Below are 15,140 nucleotides of genomic sequence, written 5' to 3' on the forward strand. Positions count from 1 at the left end.
CTGTCATCGGCCTCTCTACCGGGGTTGAGACGCCTGGAGTTCGGCACGCACGGCCGGGGTCAGAACCTGACCGGCACGCTCCACCAACAACGTCATCTGGTAGGCCACCAAGCCCATGTCACAGTCGGCGGCGGCCAGCACAGCCAGGCAGGAGCCGTCGCTGACCGACATGATCAGCAGTAGCCCGCGCTGCATCTCGACCACGGTCTGGGTGACCGCGCCGCCCTCGAAAACCCGCGAAGCGCCCTGGGTCAGGCTGATCAGGCCCGCGGCCACCGCCGCCAGCTGGTCGGCCCGGTCCTTCGGGAAGCCCTCTGAGAAGGCCAGCGGCAATCCGTCGGCCGACACCACGACCGTGTGCGCAACGCCAGGGACGTTGTTCACAAAATCGGTGATCAGCCAGTTGACTCCGCGGGCGGCCTGGCTCAGCTCCCTCACGAGTCCTCCTTGTTGCGTTCAAAGTTCATATTGGGGGATAGGTCGTCGTTCACTTCGCCGCGGGCGACGGCCCGCCCCCTCCGGACGCCCTGCTGGAAGCTGGACATCCGGCTGCGTACCCGGTCCGGAGAGAGAGATGGCTGCGGGGCCGTGAAGGTCGACGAGGGGCTCGGGTCGGCGGACCCGGGCACCAGGTTGGCCTTGGGCACCCGCTTGGGAAGCCCCGAGGAGGTGATGCCTCCGAGCGTCGGGTCGCTGGCGGCCTGGGCCGCCTGCCAGCCGGCGTCGGCCGGGGAGGACCAGGTCTTGGTCTCCGCCGGCTTCACCACCGGAGCCTCCTCGACGACGTCGAACTCGGGCGGTGCCGTACGGCGCTCCCGCCCGCCGTCCTCCGGCTTGCGAACCGGGAGGTCGGTGCGGCGGAACCAGTCGGACTCCACCGCCGCGAAGATCGGCAGGAACTCCTCGGAGACGTCGTCGAGCGGCGAGTTGTGGACCACCGGCAGCGGGCCGGTGTTGTCCGAGTCGGGGATCGACGGGAAGGACCGTCCGGACCGGTCGGCCGGGTTGGCCGCCGGGCCGCCGAAACCGCCACCGGTCATCGGCCCGCCGAAACCCCCACCCGTGGGAGGCCCGCCGTAACCGCCACCCGTGGGAGGCCCGCCGTAGCCGCCTCCGGTGGCAGGCCCGCCGAAACCGCCCGTGGCAGGTCCGCCGTAGCCGCCTCCGGTGGGAGGTCCGCCGAAGCCGCCCGTCGGTGTTCCGGTGTACCCGCCGGTCACCGGTCCCGTGTGCCCGGCCGGCGGGACGGCCGGCCAGGACGCGGTGTCCTGGTTGTCCAGGTCCGTTCCCCACTGCGAGCCCCGGCCGCTCTCGCCACCGGGCGGCGGGACGTCCGCGGGCCACGGCGTGTCGAGCGGTGGGTTGGGGTTGAAGTACTTGTCGAACGGGTCCTGCTGCTCGGCGTCGTCCTCCCTGGGCGCACCGGGGGCGAACAGGCTCTGCTCGCCGCCGGGCGGCTCGCCGAACCCGCCGCGCCGACCGGCCGGCGACGCGGGACGCTCGAACGGGTCGCGTTCGAACGGCCCGCGCTTGAAGGGACCGCGGTTGACCGGCCCGGCGGGGGCGACGACACCGGGGTCGTCGGCGCCGAAGACCGGGGCCCGCATGCCCCGGGAGGACGACGGAGCGTCGAAGGCGGACGGCGCGCCGAAGGCGGCGGCCTCGAACGGCGACGGCTGCGCCGGGGCGCCGCCGAACTGGCCCACGCCGGTCATCGGGCCGGCGGGCGCGCCGGCGAACTGCGCGGCGCCCGGGACCGACAGCAGCGCGTCCGGCAGGAAGACCATGGCGGTGAGGCCGCCGTTGTCCTGCTGGCGCAGCTGGACGCGGATGTTGTGGCGCAGCGCGAGGCGGCCGACCACGAACAGGCCCATTCGGCGCGACACCGAGACGTCCACGACCGGAGGGTTGGCGAGGCGCCAGTTGGCCTCGGCGAGCTCGTCGTCGGTCATGCCGATGCCGGAGTCGCTGACGGTGATCACGACGCCGCCGCCGTCGACGCGGTTGCTCGTCACCTCGACGGGCGTCTCGCGGGGCGAGAAGGAGATGGCGTTCTCCACCAGCTCGGCGACCAGGTGGACGACGTCGTTGACGGCCTGGCCGACGACGGACGTGCCCGACGGCACCTTGATGTCGACCCGCTCGTAGCCCTCGACCTCCGACAGCGAGGCGCGGACGATGTCGACGAGCGGCACCGGCTCGCTCCAGCGGCGCGCGGTCTCCTGGCCGGCGAGGACCAGGAGGTTCTCACTGTTGCGCCGCATGCGGGTGGCCAGGTGGTCGAGCTTGAACAGGTTGGACAGACGGCCCTCGTCCTGCTCGCCCTGCTCCAGCCCTTCGATGAGGCTCAGCTGGCGTTCGACGAGGGTCTGGCTGCGGCGGGAGAGGTTGACGAACATGGCGTTGACGTTGCTGCGCAGGCGCGCCTCGTCGCCCGCCAGGCGGATCGCCTCGCGGTGGACCTCGTCGAACGCCCGGGCGACTTCTCCCATCTCGTCCCTGGAGGAGACGCCGATGGGCACGACTTCCGCGGTGGTCGCGCCGTCACCGCTCTCGCGGAGCTTCTGGACCGTCTGCGGCAGCCGGGCGCCCGCGATCTCCAGGGCCTCGGCGCGCAGACGGCGCAGCGGCCGGGTCAGCGAACTCGCGACGACGGCGGTGATGATCAGGACCAGGAGCAGCAGGACGAGGATGAGGCCACCGGAGATCATGGCCTGCCGCTGCGCGTCCTCCTCCAGGGCGCGGCTCTGCTGCACGACCGAGTCGACCATCCGCTCTTCCACCGTGCGCATGCGGTCGGCGAGGGAGGTGTTGGCGACGTACCAGGCGGTGGCGTCGTCGCGGCGGACCGGGTCGAGGTCCTTGATCGTCTTGAACTGACGGAGCTGCGCCAGCGCCAGCGAGCGCATCCAGGTGGCCTTGTCGACCTCCTGGCGGCGCACGGTGTCGTTGTAGAACTTCACGTCGTCCGCGGTGGCCTCGGCGAGGAAGGTCGCGATCTCGCTCTGCTGCCGGCTGAAGGAGCCGGGGAAGTCGACGAAGTCGTCGTAGTCGTCGAAGTTCTCGTAGTCGAAGTTGCTGCGGTGGGTGCCGCGGATGGCGAGGGTGGCGAGGCCGGTCGTCAGAATGCCTCGCTGGCGGGAGACCTCTTCCTTGGCCCGGCTGAGCGCGCCGAGGGCGATGCTGTCACCGAACAGGCGCTGGTCGTTGCCCGAGGTGCCGAGCTCGCTCTGCATCGACTGCAGGGTGGTGACGAGCCGGTCGTAGATGTCGAGGACGGCGCGGGGAGGAACGCCGCTGCCGGCGCCGCTGATGTGGGTACGCAGGCCGGGCAGGCCTTCGAGCGCGGTACGGATCTGCTCGGCCTCGGTCCGCACACGCGCGGTGTGCGAGGTGTCGAGGGCTGAGATGGCCGCGAGGACCGGCTGCTTGGCCTTGTCGACGACGCCCTGCTGGAGCCGGACCTTCCTCAGCCGCGTCTGGTGCCGTCCCTCCGCGATGTACCAGCCGGTGAGGTCACGCTCCTTGTCCACCTCGTGGACCAAGGTGTCGAGCTTCTGCACCAACTCCGCCACCTGCGCCAGGCGCCGGTAGTCGCCGGAGGTCGCGATGGCGTTGGTGAGCTGCACCGCGCCGAGGATGACACCGACGATGGTAGGGATGATGATCAGGGCTACCAGACGCGTGCGCACGCGCCAGTTCTGCAGCCGCAGGCGGCTTCCGCTCTTGGGCGTGCGCGCCGACGGCGCCGACCGCTCCGGACGGTCACCTTGACCTGGGTTGCCCCGGGGGTCTTCTGTCCTCACTGGTTTTCGCAACCTCTCACCGAGCCTGGCGTGCAGGGGGGTACGTCACGCGCGAGGCGCATGAGACGTCCGAGACATCCATCAGGCGAGGGTAATTGGAGCACACCCTTACCAGATCGGCCAACAGCACATTCATTGACAAATGACACCAAATGACTAGTTACACGGACAAAACGCCCGTTCTCGCTTCCGTAACTATGCCGGACGGAAACCATCCCGTGCCACCGCTGCGGCGTGTTTGATCATCACATGCCTGGTCACGGAGTACTCCTGCACCGCTTCCTGGCTCATGTCCTTGCCGAACCCGCTTCCCTTGACCCCGCCGTGCGGAGCCTCGGAGGCGATGGGCAGGTGGTCGTTCACCCACGTCACGCCCGCGTCGAGCCGATGCGACACCCTCAGCGCCCGCGCCACGTCGCGCGACCAGACCGACGACGCCAGGCCGTAGGGCGTGTCGTTCGCCAGCCGGACCGCCTCGTCCTCTCCCGAGAACGGCAGCACGACGAGCACGGGACCGAAGATCTCTCCCTGCACCAGCTCGCTGTCCTGCGCCGCACCCACGACGAGCGTGGGCGGGTAGTAGAAGCCGGGGCCGTCAGGGACAAAGCCACCGCAAACTATAGAAGCACCGCGATCAACACCCCGCCGGACGAATCCATGAACCCGCTCGCGATGGGCCGCCGAGACGAGCGGGCCGATGTCCGTGTCGCGCTCCCAGGGGTCGCCGGCGCGGATGCCCTTGAGGGTGTCCCGCAGCGCCTCCACCACGTCGTCGTACACCTCACGCTGCACGTAGACGCGGGTGGCGGCCGTGCAGTCCTGGCCGGTGTTGTAGGTGGCGCCCATCGCGACGCCCTCCGCCATCGCGGCGAGGTCGGCGTCGGCGAACACCAGCGCCGGGGCCTTGCCGCCCAGCTCCAGGTGCACGCGCTTGGGCCCCGAACGCAGGTCGCCGGCCTCGCCGGCCGCGCGGCGCATGATGGAACGGCCGGTGGCCGTGGAGCCGGTGACGCTGATCATGTCGATGCCGGGGTCGCCGACCAGCGCCTCCCCGACCTCGGCGTCGCCGGTCACCACGCCGACGAGCCCCTCCGGGAAGCCCGCCTCGGCGATGAGCTCGGCCAGGCGCAGCGTCGTCCCGGGCGTCTGCGGGGCCGGTTTGACCACCACGCCGTTCCCGGCCGCCAGCGCCGGGCCGAGCTTCCACACCGCCATGATCAGAGGGAAGTTCCAGGGCGTGATGGACGCCACGACGCCGACCGGGCGGCGTACGAGCACCGAGGTGTACCCCGCGCTCAGCACGCCGGCGCCGGTGCCCTCCAGCGAGCGGGCCGCTCCCGCGAAGAAGCGCAGGTTGTCCACCGCGAACGGCAGCTCCCCCTCACGGAAGACCGTCGCCGGCTTCCCGGTCTCGGCCACCTCAAGCCGGGTCAGCTCCTCGGCGTCCGCCTCGATCATGTCGGCCAGACGCAGCAGGACGCGCGCCCGCTCCGCCGCGGTGGCCGACGACCACTGCCGGAAGGCCTCACGGCTGCGGCCCACGGCCGCCGCGACCTCCGGAAGCGGGGTGTCGGGCACGCCGGTGAGAGACGTGCCGGTGGCGGGGTTGACGGGCGTCCTGCGCATGGTGGTTCCTCGGTGTCTGGTGGCCGCTCCCCCGCGCCCTCTCCTGGCGCTGGCGGGACCGGCGTGGGCGGTGCTTCAGGCGGAGGCGGAGGCCTGCTCGATGAGGTCGGCGGCCCGGTGCAGGCCGTCGCGGCGGCGGATCTCCTCGCCGGCCTCGGCGAGCCGCGCCCGCAGGGCGGTGTCGCCGAGCAGCCTGTCGAGGGCGCCGAGCAGATCCTCGTCGGTGAAGGTGTAGGTCGGAAGGCGGACGCCGAGGCCGAGCTCGTCCATCCGCTGGGCGTTGTCGTACTGGTCCCAGAACAACGGCAGCAGGATCATCGGCTTGCCGAAGTGCAGCGCCTCGGTGGTGGTGTTGTTGCCGCCGTGCGTGATGACCAGGTCCACCAGCGGGATGATCTTCGTCTGCGGCACGAACTCGGCGCCCCACATGTTGCCGGCCAGCTTGATCTCCTCGTGCAGCGGGCCCTTGGAGACGATGTACCGGTGCGGCGTGGTGGCCAGCACGTCGATCACCCGCTGCATCAGCTCGACGTCCGCCGAGCCGAGCGAGCCGAGCGAGAAGTAGACCAGCGCGCCCTCGCCGCCCGCCAGGGACGCGGGCGGCTCGAAGGCCTCGTCGGTCTCCCGGACGGAGGAGTCGAGCCGGTGCCACGACGCGTCCAGCGGGCGGGCGTCGGTGTAGTCGGCGATCTCGGGGAACACGTACAGGTTCAGGTCGCCCTCGTGGACGAACTCCAGGTCGGGCAGCGCGGGCGCGCCCTGCTCGACGACCCATTCGTTGAACGCCGTCCAGATCTCCCGGTGGGTCCGGTCGTACTCGGCGCGGAAGGCCTCCCACTCGGAGCGGTCGCCGGCGGGCAGCCCGCTGAACACCGGCGGGACGTCCTCGCCCTTCACCTCCAGCGGGTTGCAGGAGACGATGCGCACGAACGGCTTGCCGGCGGTGAGCAGCGCGGGGAAGGTGATCACGTTGTCCTCGACGATGACGTCGGGCCGCACCCGCTCGATGATGGCCTTCAGCTGCGGCTCGCAGTACTTCACGCCGTCGATGAGCGCCTCCCAGATCGGCTTGGTGACGGTCTCGAGCTGGGCCAGGGTCGACTTGCGGTACTCCGGGGCCGTGTCGCGGATGAAGTCCTTCCAGAACTGGCCGGGGTCCTGCTCCTCCTCGGCCGGCGGGGCGAGGTCGACCAGGTCCTCCTCGAAGCCGAGCGCCTCCAGCTTGCCCTTCCAGGACGCCTCCGCGGCGAAGACCACGCGGTGGCCGCGGCGACGCAGGATGTCGCCGATCCCGATGCAGTTGTTCGTCGGCCCGTAGGCGCTCTCGGGCATGAACAAGATGGTGGCCATGGCTACTCCCAGAGAATTGAAGGACGATTCAAATACGTGTGGGGCAAGCGGGTCAATACACTGCTCGCTATGGCTTCCACCGCATGCCGCGTTTTAGACTCCGACTTCAACAACGGGGCGCAGGGAGGGGTCGCATGACCGCGCGCAAGAGCCGGGCGGACCGCCGGGTCGACCTCATCGAGGCGGCGCGGCGGGCGATCCTCCGTCACGGCACCCAGGGAGTGCACCTCAACCACGTCGCCGAGGAGGCCGGACTGACCTCCGGGGCGGTCCTGTACCACTACCCCGACCTCAGCGAACTGCTGGTGGAGGCCCACCACGCCGGCATGGAGAGGTTCTACGAGCTGCGCGTCAAGCGCATCGCCGGGCTGAGCGACCCCGCCGAGAAGCTCGTGGTCACCATACGCTCCGGGCTTCCCGTCGGTCCGGACGACCCCGGCGTGCGGCTGCTCAACGAGCTCGGCGGCGCCGCGGCGCGCAACCGGGTCTACGCCGTGCTGCTGACCACCCTGTACGACCGCCAGGTGTCGATGTACCAGTCGATCCTCGACACCGGCGCCGCGCTCGGGGTGTTCACCCTGGCCGGCGACCCGGTGGCGATCGCGCGCAACCTCGTGGCGCTCGAGGACGCCTACGGCTACCGCATCACGGCCCGGCACCCGGTGATCGGCCCCGAGGAGGCGGCCGAGCTGATCCTCGGCTACGCGCGCACCGTCACCGGCCATCCGCTCGGGGCGTCCGCCGGCTGAGGCCGTGGCCGCGTTCATGACGCGATCAGCACGGCGTCCGCCGCCGCCCAGTCCAGGCCCACCTCCGCGCCCGTCTCGACGCGGCTCGGCCCCTGCGCGGCCACCAGGATCGGCCGGTCGTGCCCGTCCACCCGCACCGCGATGTGGGAGACGCCGCCATAGAAGCTCACGTCGGCGACCGTGCCCCTGAGGATCCCGTCGCCGCCCAGGCGCACCGACTCCGGCCGCACGCCGAGCAGGGCACGCCCCCCCTCGGCGAGTTCCCCCTCGGCGGGAAGCGTGCCGAGCCCCGGCACCGCCAGGCCGCCCTCGGCGACCGTCCCCTCGAACAGGTTGTTGGCGCCGATGAAGCCGGCCACGAACGGCGTGCCCGGCCGCTCGTACAGCGGCACCGGCGCGTCGACCTGCTGCACCCGGCCGGCCTGCAGGACGGCGATGCGGTCGGCGAGCGACATGGCCTCCTCCTGGTCGTGGGTGACCACGACGAAGGTGATGCCGACCTCGTTCTGCAGGCGCTTGAGCTCCAGCTGCATCTCGGCGCGGACCTTCTTGTCCAGCGCCGACAGCGGCTCGTCGAGCAGCAGCAGCCGGGGCCGCTTCACGATGGCCCGGGCCAGCGCCACCCGCTGCCGCTGGCCGCCGGAGAGCTGGTGGGGGCGGCGGTTCGCCTGCTCGCCGAGGCCGACCGTGGCCAGCACCTCCTCCACGCGCGACCTGACCTCGGCCCGGGGCAGCTTCTCGCGCTCCAGGCCGTAGGCGACGTTCCTGGCCACGCTCATGTGGGGGAACAGCGCGTACGACTGGAACATCAGGTTGACCGGGCGGCGGTGCGGCGGCAGGGCCAGCAGGTCGGCCCCGTCGAGGGTGACGCCGCCGGCGTCGGGCGACTCGAACCCGGCCAGGATGCGCAGCAGCGTGGTCTTGCCGCAGCCGCTCGGGCCGAGCAGGGCGAAGAACTCCCCCTGCCGGATGTCCAGGGTGACCTCGTCGAGGGCGGTGACCTCGCCGAACCGCCGGGTGACGCCCTCGATGGCCACCAGCGTCCGGGAGGCGGGGGGCGCGTCGGGAACAGCACTCATGACAGGGACTCCGTCAGTCGGGTCATCCGCTGGGCCACGATGACGACGGTGAAGCTCACCGCGAGCAGGATCGTGGCCAGCGCGTTGATCTCTGGGGTGACCCCGAAGCGCACCATCGAGTAGATGACGATGGGCAGGGTCGGCTCGGTCGGGGCCGCGGTGAAGAACGCGATCACGAACTCGTCGATCGACAGGGTGAAGGCGAGCAGCGCCCCCGCGGCGATGCCGGGGGCCAGGGTCGGCAGCGTGATCCTGACGAACGTCGCCAGGGGTGTCGCGCCCAGGTCGCGGGAGGCCTCCTCCAGGGAGGTGTCGGCGTGGGCGAGGCGGGTGCGCACCACCGCGGCCACGAACGCCATCCCGAAGACCGTGTGGGCCAGGATCACCGAGTGCAGGCCCAGCGTCATCTTGACCATCACGTAGAACATCAGCAGGCCGATGGCCAGCACGATGTCGGGCAGGATCGCGGGGAGCAGGCCGAGCGCGTCGAGCAGCCGCGACCGGGAGTGGCGGGCCATGCCGACGGCGAGCAGCGTGCCGAGCACCGTGGAGAGCGCGGTGGCGCCCCCGGCGACGATGAGCGTGTTCACCAGGCCGTGCAGGATCGTGTCGTCCTCCGCCAGGCGGCCGTACCACTTCAGGCTAGCCCCCTCGAAGATGTACGGGGATCTGCCGCTGTTGAACGACATCACCACGAGCACGACGATCGGGGTGTAGAGGAAGACGTAGGTGGCCCAGAAGGGCACGTAGATGAGGCGGCGCCTAGCCACGGCGGTCCTCCGATCCGCCGTACGCCCGCGACGCCCACGCCTGCGCGAACAGCAGGACGACCAGCACGGCGATCACGGCCAGTGCCAGGGTGGAGCCGAACGGCCAGTCGCGGGCCTTGAGGAACTGGTCCCTGATGAGGGTGCCGACCATGGTGGACCGGCCGCCGCCGAGGATCTCGGGGATGACGAAGTTGCCCAGGCACGGCACGAAGACGAACACGCAGCCGGTCAGCACCCCCGGCATGGTCAGCGGCAGCGTCACCGACCAGAAGGTGCGGGCCGGGCGGGCGCCGAGGTTCGCCGAGGCCTCCCGCAGCTGCGGGTCGAGCCGTTCGATCGCGGCGTACAGGGGAAGGATCATCAACGGCAGGTAGGAGTACAGCAGGCCGGTGACGACGGCCGCCTGGTTGTAGAGCAGTTCGAGCGGCCTGTCGATCAGCCCGATGCCGGTGAGGGCCTTGTTGACCAGGCCGGGCCCGCTCAGCACGATCGTCCAGGCGTAGACGCGGATCAGGAAGTTCGTCCAGAACGGCATGACGACCGCGATGAGCGCGACCGTCTTCCACTTCCTCGGCAGGTGGGCGATGGCGTAGGCCGTGGGGTAGCCGATCAGCAGCGCCACGGCCGTGGTCAGCGCGGCGGTCTTCACCGAGCCGGCCACGATGTCGAGGTACAGCGGGTCGAGCAGGCGGCCGAAGTTCTCGCCGGTGGCCTCGTAGACCACTCCGCCGAAGCGTCCCCTCCGGAAGATGGTGTAGCTCAGCACGAGGGCGAGCGGCACCAGCAGCAGGACGATCAGGTAGCCGGCCCCGGGGCCGAGGAACGCCAGCCGCGCCGCGGCGCGCCCGAGGGAGCGCGGCCGGCGCGGCGTGGGACCGGCCGCGACGGCGGGCCGGGAGATGTCTTGCTCTGCGGTCACCGCGGAACCGCCGTCACTGGCTCGCGGCCTGGATCTCGGTGGCCAGGCGGGTGTACTTGGTGGAGTCCTCGCCGAGGTCCACGATCGACTCGCCCTTCAGGAGCTCGGCCGCGCTCATCCGCAAGGGCGGGTTCTCGTCCAGGAGCTTGCCGTCGCTCTTGGCGACGAGTTCCATCGCGGCCTTGTTGGGCACCTTGTAGAGGATGTTCTGCGCCACCCAGCTGTGGACCGCGGGGTCCAGGATGTAGTTGACGAAGGCGTGGGCGGCCTCTTTGTTCCTGGACGACTTCATGATCACCATGGTGTCCGACCAGAGGTCGCTGCCCTCCTTGGGCACCGTGAACTTGATCTTCGGGTTCTTGGTCGGGCACCAGCCGTCCCACGCCTCGACCAGCGCCGCCTGGCCGTCCTCGAGCTTCTTGCCGAAGGTCGTGTCGTCGTAGAGCATGCCCGCCTTCTTGGCCTTCAGCAGGAGGTCCTTGGCCTGCGCGAGCTGGTTGTCGTCGGCGGTGTTGACGGAGTAGCCGAGCATCTTCAGGGCGGGCAGCGCGAGCCAGCGCTCGGTGGTCATCATGGTGACCTTGCCCTTGAGGTCCGCCGGGAAGTTCAGCAGGTCGTTCCAGCTCGTCGGCGGGGTCTTCACCAGGTCGGAGCGGTAGCAGATGCCCGTCGTGCCCCACGTGTAGGGGACGGCGAACTTGGTGCCCTTGTCGAACGACAGCTGCGACGCCTCCGGGTAGAGGTTGGCGAGGTTCGGGATCAGCTCGGGGTGGAGCGGCTCGAGAAGACCCTGCTCGGCGAGGGCCTGGGCGTACTGACCGGAGACGAACGCGACGTCGACCGTCTCGCCGCCCGCCGTCAGCTTGGCCATGGCCGTCTCGTTGGTGTCGTGGATGGCGACCTTGACGGGGAAGCCCAGCTTCTCCTGCACCTTCTGCGGAAGGTCGGCGGGGCTGTAGCCGTCCCAGATGGTGATGGCCAGCGACTGCTTCTTCAGGTCGGCCTTCGGGTCCAGCCGGGCGGCGTCCCCGGCCGTCGCCGCGCCATCGGCGCCGCTGGAGCCGGCGCCACCGCAGGACGTGAGGGTGAGCGCGAGACCGGCGGCGGCGACGGCGGCCGGAAGACGACGGGCGTACCGGGTTCGGGGCACAGCCGCTACTCCTTGGATTGTGAAGGTCCCGCGGTACGGCGGACCACGGTGCCTGACCTGCGCACGGCGAATTAAGGGAGGAGTGTTGCAGCCCATATCAACATGGGCAAGACTTTGCGCGACATTGTTAGCTCGCAGTTTGGTTGACGAGTTGAATCCGAGTTCAACAGAGCCCGGCGGGGCGTGGCCGTACGTGTCGCCTCCGGAGGCCGGGGAGGGCGGCAGCGCGCGTCTCGTCGCCGCCCTGTCCCGCGACGCCGCTCCTCCGCCCGGGTACACCGTCCGGCGCTTCCATCCCCTGCCTCCCATCGAGACCACTGCCGCCGAACGGGGCTTCGACGTCGACCAGACCAACCACTCGGTGGTCGTCGGCGACCGGGTGGTCGTCAAATGGCTCACCCCGCCGGTGCCGCTCCCCTATCCCGCACCCGAGGTCTTCGCCCACCTGACGGCCGTGGGCTTCACCGAGACGGCCCTGCCGTACGCCGCGCTCTCCGCCGAGGAGCCCGGCGGGCCCGGCACCCTGGTCGCCCTGGTCACGGCCTACCTGCCGCAGGCCGCGGACGGCTGGGAGTGGTGCCTCGAGGAGGCCGTCGCCGGCCGTACGGCGTTCGCCGCCGACCTGGGGCGGCTCGCCGCCGACCTGCACGCGGCCATGGCGACCCCCTCGCCGGCGTTCCCCGAGCCGGTGCGCCTCGCGCACCCCGGCGGCGCATGGGCCGAGCGCGCCGGGGAGGCGCTGCGCGAGGCGCTGGAGCTGACCGGTGGCGAGGACGGCGCCTGGCTCGCCGCGCACGCCGGGACCCTGGCCCGCGAGATGGAGCCGCTCGGCGCGGCCCGCACCGGCGACGGCGGGACGCCGCTCATCCGCATCCACGGCGACCTGCACGTGGGGCAGATCCTGCGCTGGCGCGACGGCTACGCCGTGATCGACTTCGACGGCAACCCGACGGTCAGGGGGGCCGAGCCGTTCCAGCCCGCCGCCCGCGACCTCGCGCAGCTCGCCACGAGCCTGGAGCACGTCGCCCAGGTGGCGATCAAACGCAGGGGCGCCGATCCCGCGGAGGCCCTGCGATGGGCGGCGGCGGCCCGTGAGGTCCTGCTGTCGTCCTACCGCGGCCGTCTCGGGGCCCTCGGCATGTCGTGGCTCCTGGCCGAGCCGCTGCTGCGCCCCTTCGAGGCCGAGCAGGAGTGCCGCGAGCTGATCTACGCCGCCCGCCACCTCCCCCGGTGGCGCTACGCCCCCATGGGCGTCCTGCGCGCCCGCTACCCGGAGCGGGCCGCGCCCGGCCCTCAGGAGATCATGTGAACCCCGAACTGTACCTGGCCGACCTCCACGCCAAGCCCGAGGCGCTTTCGGCCCTGGCGCGGGCCCTGGAGAGCCGTGATCCCTTCGAGGGGCTGCCCGAGGGGATCCGCCGGGTGGTCTTCCTCGGCATGGGCAGCTCGCGCTACGCCGCCGGGGTCGCCGCGCTGCGCCTGCGCGCCGCGGGCGTCGACGCCGTCGCCGAGTACGGCTCGGCCGCCATCGGGTACCCGCCCGGGGAGGGCACGCTGGTCGTCGCCATCTCGGCCACGGGCGGCAGCCGGGAGACGCTGGACGCCCTGTCGCGGCACCTCGGACGCTCGACGGTCCTCGCCCTGACGAACACGCCGGGGTCGCCGGTGACGCGCGGCGCCGACCTGGTGGCCGAGATGCTGGCCGGCGAGGAGCGCGGAGGGGTCTCCTGCCGCACCTTCCAGCACACGCTGGCGCTGCTGCTCGCCCTCGAATCACGCCTGACCGGGGTCGAGGCCGACGTGCCCGGCCTGGTCCGCCGGGCCGCCGAGGCGAGCGCCGACCTGCTGGACCGCCGTGGCGAGTGGCTGCCCGGCGTGCTGTCGCTGCTCGACGGGCCGCACGGGGTGTACACGATCGCGCCCGCCGAGCGGCTGTCGTCGGCCGAGCAGTCGGCGCTGATGTTCCGCGAGGGCCCGCGCCGCCCGGCCGACGCCTGCGAGACGGGCGACTGGGCGCACGTGGACGTGTACCTCACCAAGACCCTCGACTACCGGGCGATCCTGTTCCCCGGCTCGCGTTACGACGAACAGGCGATGGAGTGGGTGAGGCAGCGGGGCTCCACCGTGCTCGCCGTCGGCGGCGAGGTGGAGGGAGCCCACGGCCTGAGGTACGCGGGCGACGACCACCCGGAGGTGGCGTTGCTGACCGAGACGCTGGTGGCCGAGCTGGTCGCCGGCACGTGGTGGGCCCGGGGCTGAGCCCGGGGTGTCCGGTGCGGCGGTGGCCGTACCGGACACGGCTCAGCCGGTGTGGCCGTAGACCGACCTGAGGGTCAGCACGTACTCGACCAGCGTGATCAGCGTGGACTTCACCGCGTCCCTGGACCGGGCGTCGGTGCGCACGATGGGGATGTGCGGGGCCAGGGTGAGCGCCTCCCTGACCTCCTGCTCGGCGTGGAGGTACTGCCCGTCCCAGCCGTTGATGCCGACCACGAACGGCAGCCCGGCCTCTTCGAAGTAGTCGATCGCGGGAAAACAGTCGGCCAGGCGGCGGGTGTCGACCAGCACCACGGCGCCGATCGCGCCGCGCACCAGGTCGTCCCACATGAACCAGAAACGGTGCTGTCCGGGCGTGCCGAACAGGTAGAGGATCAGGTCCTGGTCGAGGGAGAGCCGTCCGAAGTCCATCGCCACCGTGGTGGTGGTCTTGTGCGGCGTCAGACCCAGGTCGTCGATGCCGGCGCTCGCGTCGGTCATGACCGCCTCGGTGGTGAGCGGGAGGATCTCCGACACCGCTCCAACGAAGGTGGTCTTGCCGACGCCGAACCCACCCGCGACGACGATCTTCGTCGACGTCAGCGCCGGGCCGCGGCTAGAGCCTGCGAAGTCCACTGAGAACCCTTTCAAGCAGGTTGTGGTCTGGTTGTCCCTGGTTGAGCCGCGGCAGATGCAGGCGAACCAGACCTTCGTCAGCCATGTCGGCGATCAACACCCTGGCCACGCCGAGCGGCACCCGCAACAGCGCGGAGATCTCGGCGACCGAACGGACGGAGTGGCACAGTACGATGATCGCTTCCTGCTCGGGAGTGAGCAGGGACAAATCATCGCTCATTATCGGGGCCGACGAGACAAGAGTTTCCAACGCGAGATGGTAGCTCGGCTCGGCACGACCTCCGGTGACGGCGTACGGACGGAAGAGGGGCTCGTCCTCGTCCCCGTCACCTCCGAGCATCACCGGATCCTGGACGTCTGCAGCTCGGCGCGGAGGGCGGGGGTGAGCACCTGGCCCGCGCGCTCGACCAGCAACGTCATCTGGTACGCCACCAGACCCATGTCGCAGTCCGGGGAGGCCAGCACGGCGAGGCAGGAGCCGTCGCTGATGGCCATGACCAGCAGGATGCCGTACTGCATCTCGACCACGGTCTGCGTCACGCCGCCGCCGTCGAACACCCTGGAAGCGCCCGCGGTGAGGCTCAGCAGCCCCGCCGCGACGGCGGCGAGCTGGTCGGCGCGGTCGGTGGGGAACCCCTGGGAGTTCGCCAGCCGCAGACCGTCGGCGGACACCACGACGGCGTGCGCCACGCCGGGTGTTCCGCTGACGAACTCCGTGATCAGCCAGTCGAACCTGCGTGCCTCGTGACTCAGCTCAATCACGAACCCTCCTCATCATCGGTACGGCCTCGTCGGTAGT

At 71.0% G+C, this 15,140-nt stretch carries 14 protein-coding genes; 3 read left to right on the forward strand and 11 right to left on the reverse strand.

Annotated features, from left to right (window positions below):
• Window positions 1-15: 15 nt before the first annotated feature.
• The 4 genes from KIK05_RS25990 to KIK05_RS26005 form a co-directional block, all read right to left on the reverse strand.
• Entirely contained in the window at window positions 16-438 is a 423-nt protein-coding gene (locus KIK05_RS25990; protein WP_114028917.1) for a roadblock/LC7 domain-containing protein, read from the reverse strand.
• Window positions 435-3,806: a sensor histidine kinase gene (locus tag KIK05_RS25995; RefSeq protein ID WP_214413452.1), complete on the reverse strand. Its 3,372-nt coding sequence runs from the start codon at window positions 3,804-3,806 to the stop codon at window positions 435-437. Before KIK05_RS25995 ends, KIK05_RS25990 begins: the two co-directional genes overlap by 4 nt.
• Before the next feature lie 195 nt (window positions 3,807-4,001).
• Window positions 4,002-5,432 (reverse strand): aminobutyraldehyde dehydrogenase, encoded by a 1,431-nt coding sequence (locus KIK05_RS26000; protein ID WP_214413453.1) that lies wholly within the window; start codon window positions 5,430-5,432, stop codon window positions 4,002-4,004.
• A gap of 75 nt (window positions 5,433-5,507) precedes the next feature.
• A complete protein-coding gene (locus KIK05_RS26005) occupies window positions 5,508-6,782 on the reverse strand; it encodes a glycosyltransferase (RefSeq protein WP_214413454.1) in 1,275 nt (424 codons plus the stop codon).
• A 134-nt stretch (window positions 6,783-6,916) separates the two neighbouring features.
• Here KIK05_RS26005 and KIK05_RS26010 point away from each other — a divergent pair, with 134 nt between their 5' ends.
• Window positions 6,917-7,531: a TetR/AcrR family transcriptional regulator gene (locus KIK05_RS26010; RefSeq protein ID WP_214413455.1), complete on the forward strand. Its 615-nt coding sequence runs from the start codon at window positions 6,917-6,919 to the stop codon at window positions 7,529-7,531.
• A gap of 14 nt (window positions 7,532-7,545) precedes the next feature.
• Here the strand turns inward: KIK05_RS26010 and KIK05_RS26015 are convergent, their stop codons facing one another.
• The 4 genes from KIK05_RS26015 to KIK05_RS26030 are packed head-to-tail and all read right to left on the reverse strand — an operon-like array spanning window position 7,546 to window position 11,449.
• Window positions 7,546-8,610, reverse strand: a complete 1,065-nt coding sequence (locus tag KIK05_RS26015; RefSeq protein ID WP_214413456.1) for an ABC transporter ATP-binding protein — start codon at window positions 8,608-8,610, stop codon at window positions 7,546-7,548.
• Complete coding sequence (locus KIK05_RS26020) at window positions 8,607-9,380, reverse strand: ABC transporter permease (protein WP_214413457.1); 774 nt, start codon at window positions 9,378-9,380, stop codon at window positions 8,607-8,609. The genes KIK05_RS26015 and KIK05_RS26020 overlap by 4 nt, the downstream gene beginning before the upstream one ends.
• A complete protein-coding gene (locus KIK05_RS26025; RefSeq protein WP_308250116.1) occupies window positions 9,373-10,299 on the reverse strand; it encodes an ABC transporter permease in 927 nt (308 codons plus the stop codon). Before KIK05_RS26025 ends, KIK05_RS26020 begins: the two co-directional genes overlap by 8 nt.
• 13 nt (window positions 10,300-10,312) lie before the next feature.
• Window positions 10,313-11,449, reverse strand: coding sequence for a polyamine ABC transporter substrate-binding protein (locus KIK05_RS26030; protein WP_214413458.1), 1,137 nt, complete (start codon window positions 11,447-11,449; stop codon window positions 10,313-10,315).
• A 193-nt stretch (window positions 11,450-11,642) separates the two neighbouring features.
• Between KIK05_RS26030 and KIK05_RS26035 the strand changes: the two genes are divergently transcribed.
• Together KIK05_RS26035 and KIK05_RS26040 are read left to right on the forward strand one after the other, a co-directional pair.
• Window positions 11,643-12,758, forward strand: coding sequence for a hypothetical protein (locus KIK05_RS26035; RefSeq protein ID WP_214413459.1), 1,116 nt, complete (start codon window positions 11,643-11,645; stop codon window positions 12,756-12,758).
• Window positions 12,755-13,708, forward strand: coding sequence for an SIS domain-containing protein (locus KIK05_RS26040; RefSeq protein ID WP_214413460.1), 954 nt, complete (start codon window positions 12,755-12,757; stop codon window positions 13,706-13,708). The genes KIK05_RS26035 and KIK05_RS26040 overlap by 4 nt, the downstream gene beginning before the upstream one ends.
• Before the next feature lie 42 nt (window positions 13,709-13,750).
• Here the strand turns inward: KIK05_RS26040 and KIK05_RS26045 are convergent, their stop codons facing one another.
• From KIK05_RS26045 to KIK05_RS26055, 3 genes are read right to left on the reverse strand one after another with little or no spacing between them, the layout of a single operon-like run.
• Window positions 13,751-14,308, reverse strand: coding sequence for a GTP-binding protein (locus tag KIK05_RS26045; RefSeq protein WP_214413572.1), 558 nt, complete (start codon window positions 14,306-14,308; stop codon window positions 13,751-13,753).
• Between the two features lie 13 nt (window positions 14,309-14,321).
• Entirely contained in the window at window positions 14,322-14,681 is a 360-nt protein-coding gene (locus tag KIK05_RS26050) for a DUF742 domain-containing protein (protein WP_214413461.1), read from the reverse strand.
• Window positions 14,681-15,103, reverse strand: a complete 423-nt coding sequence (locus KIK05_RS26055; RefSeq protein WP_372455609.1) for a roadblock/LC7 domain-containing protein — start codon at window positions 15,101-15,103, stop codon at window positions 14,681-14,683. Before KIK05_RS26055 ends, KIK05_RS26050 begins: the two co-directional genes overlap by 1 nt.
• Between the last annotated feature and the right edge of the window lie 37 nt (window positions 15,104-15,140).

Origin of the sequence: Sphaerisporangium fuscum (assembly GCF_018531465.1) — a bacterium.
GTDB classification, from domain to species: domain Bacteria; phylum Actinomycetota; class Actinomycetes; order Streptosporangiales; family Streptosporangiaceae; genus Sphaerisporangium; species Sphaerisporangium fuscum.

Bases quoted from the DNA above. Each gene is read 5' to 3' on its own strand.
- KIK05_RS26000 (WP_214413453.1), bottom strand. From the start codon at position 5,432: ATGCGCAGGACGCCCGTCAACCCCGCCACCGGCACGTCTCTCACCGGC.
- KIK05_RS26005 (WP_214413454.1), bottom strand. From the start codon at position 6,782: ATGGCCACCATCTTGTTCATGCCCGAGAGCGCCTACGGGCCGACGAAC.
- KIK05_RS26010 (WP_214413455.1), top strand. From the start codon at position 6,917: ATGACCGCGCGCAAGAGCCGGGCGGACCGCCGGGTCGACCTCATCGAG.
- KIK05_RS26015 (WP_214413456.1), bottom strand. From the start codon at position 8,610: ATGAGTGCTGTTCCCGACGCGCCCCCCGCCTCCCGGACGCTGGTGGCC.
- KIK05_RS26050 (WP_214413461.1), bottom strand. From the start codon at position 14,681: ATGCTCGGAGGTGACGGGGACGAGGACGAGCCCCTCTTCCGTCCGTAC.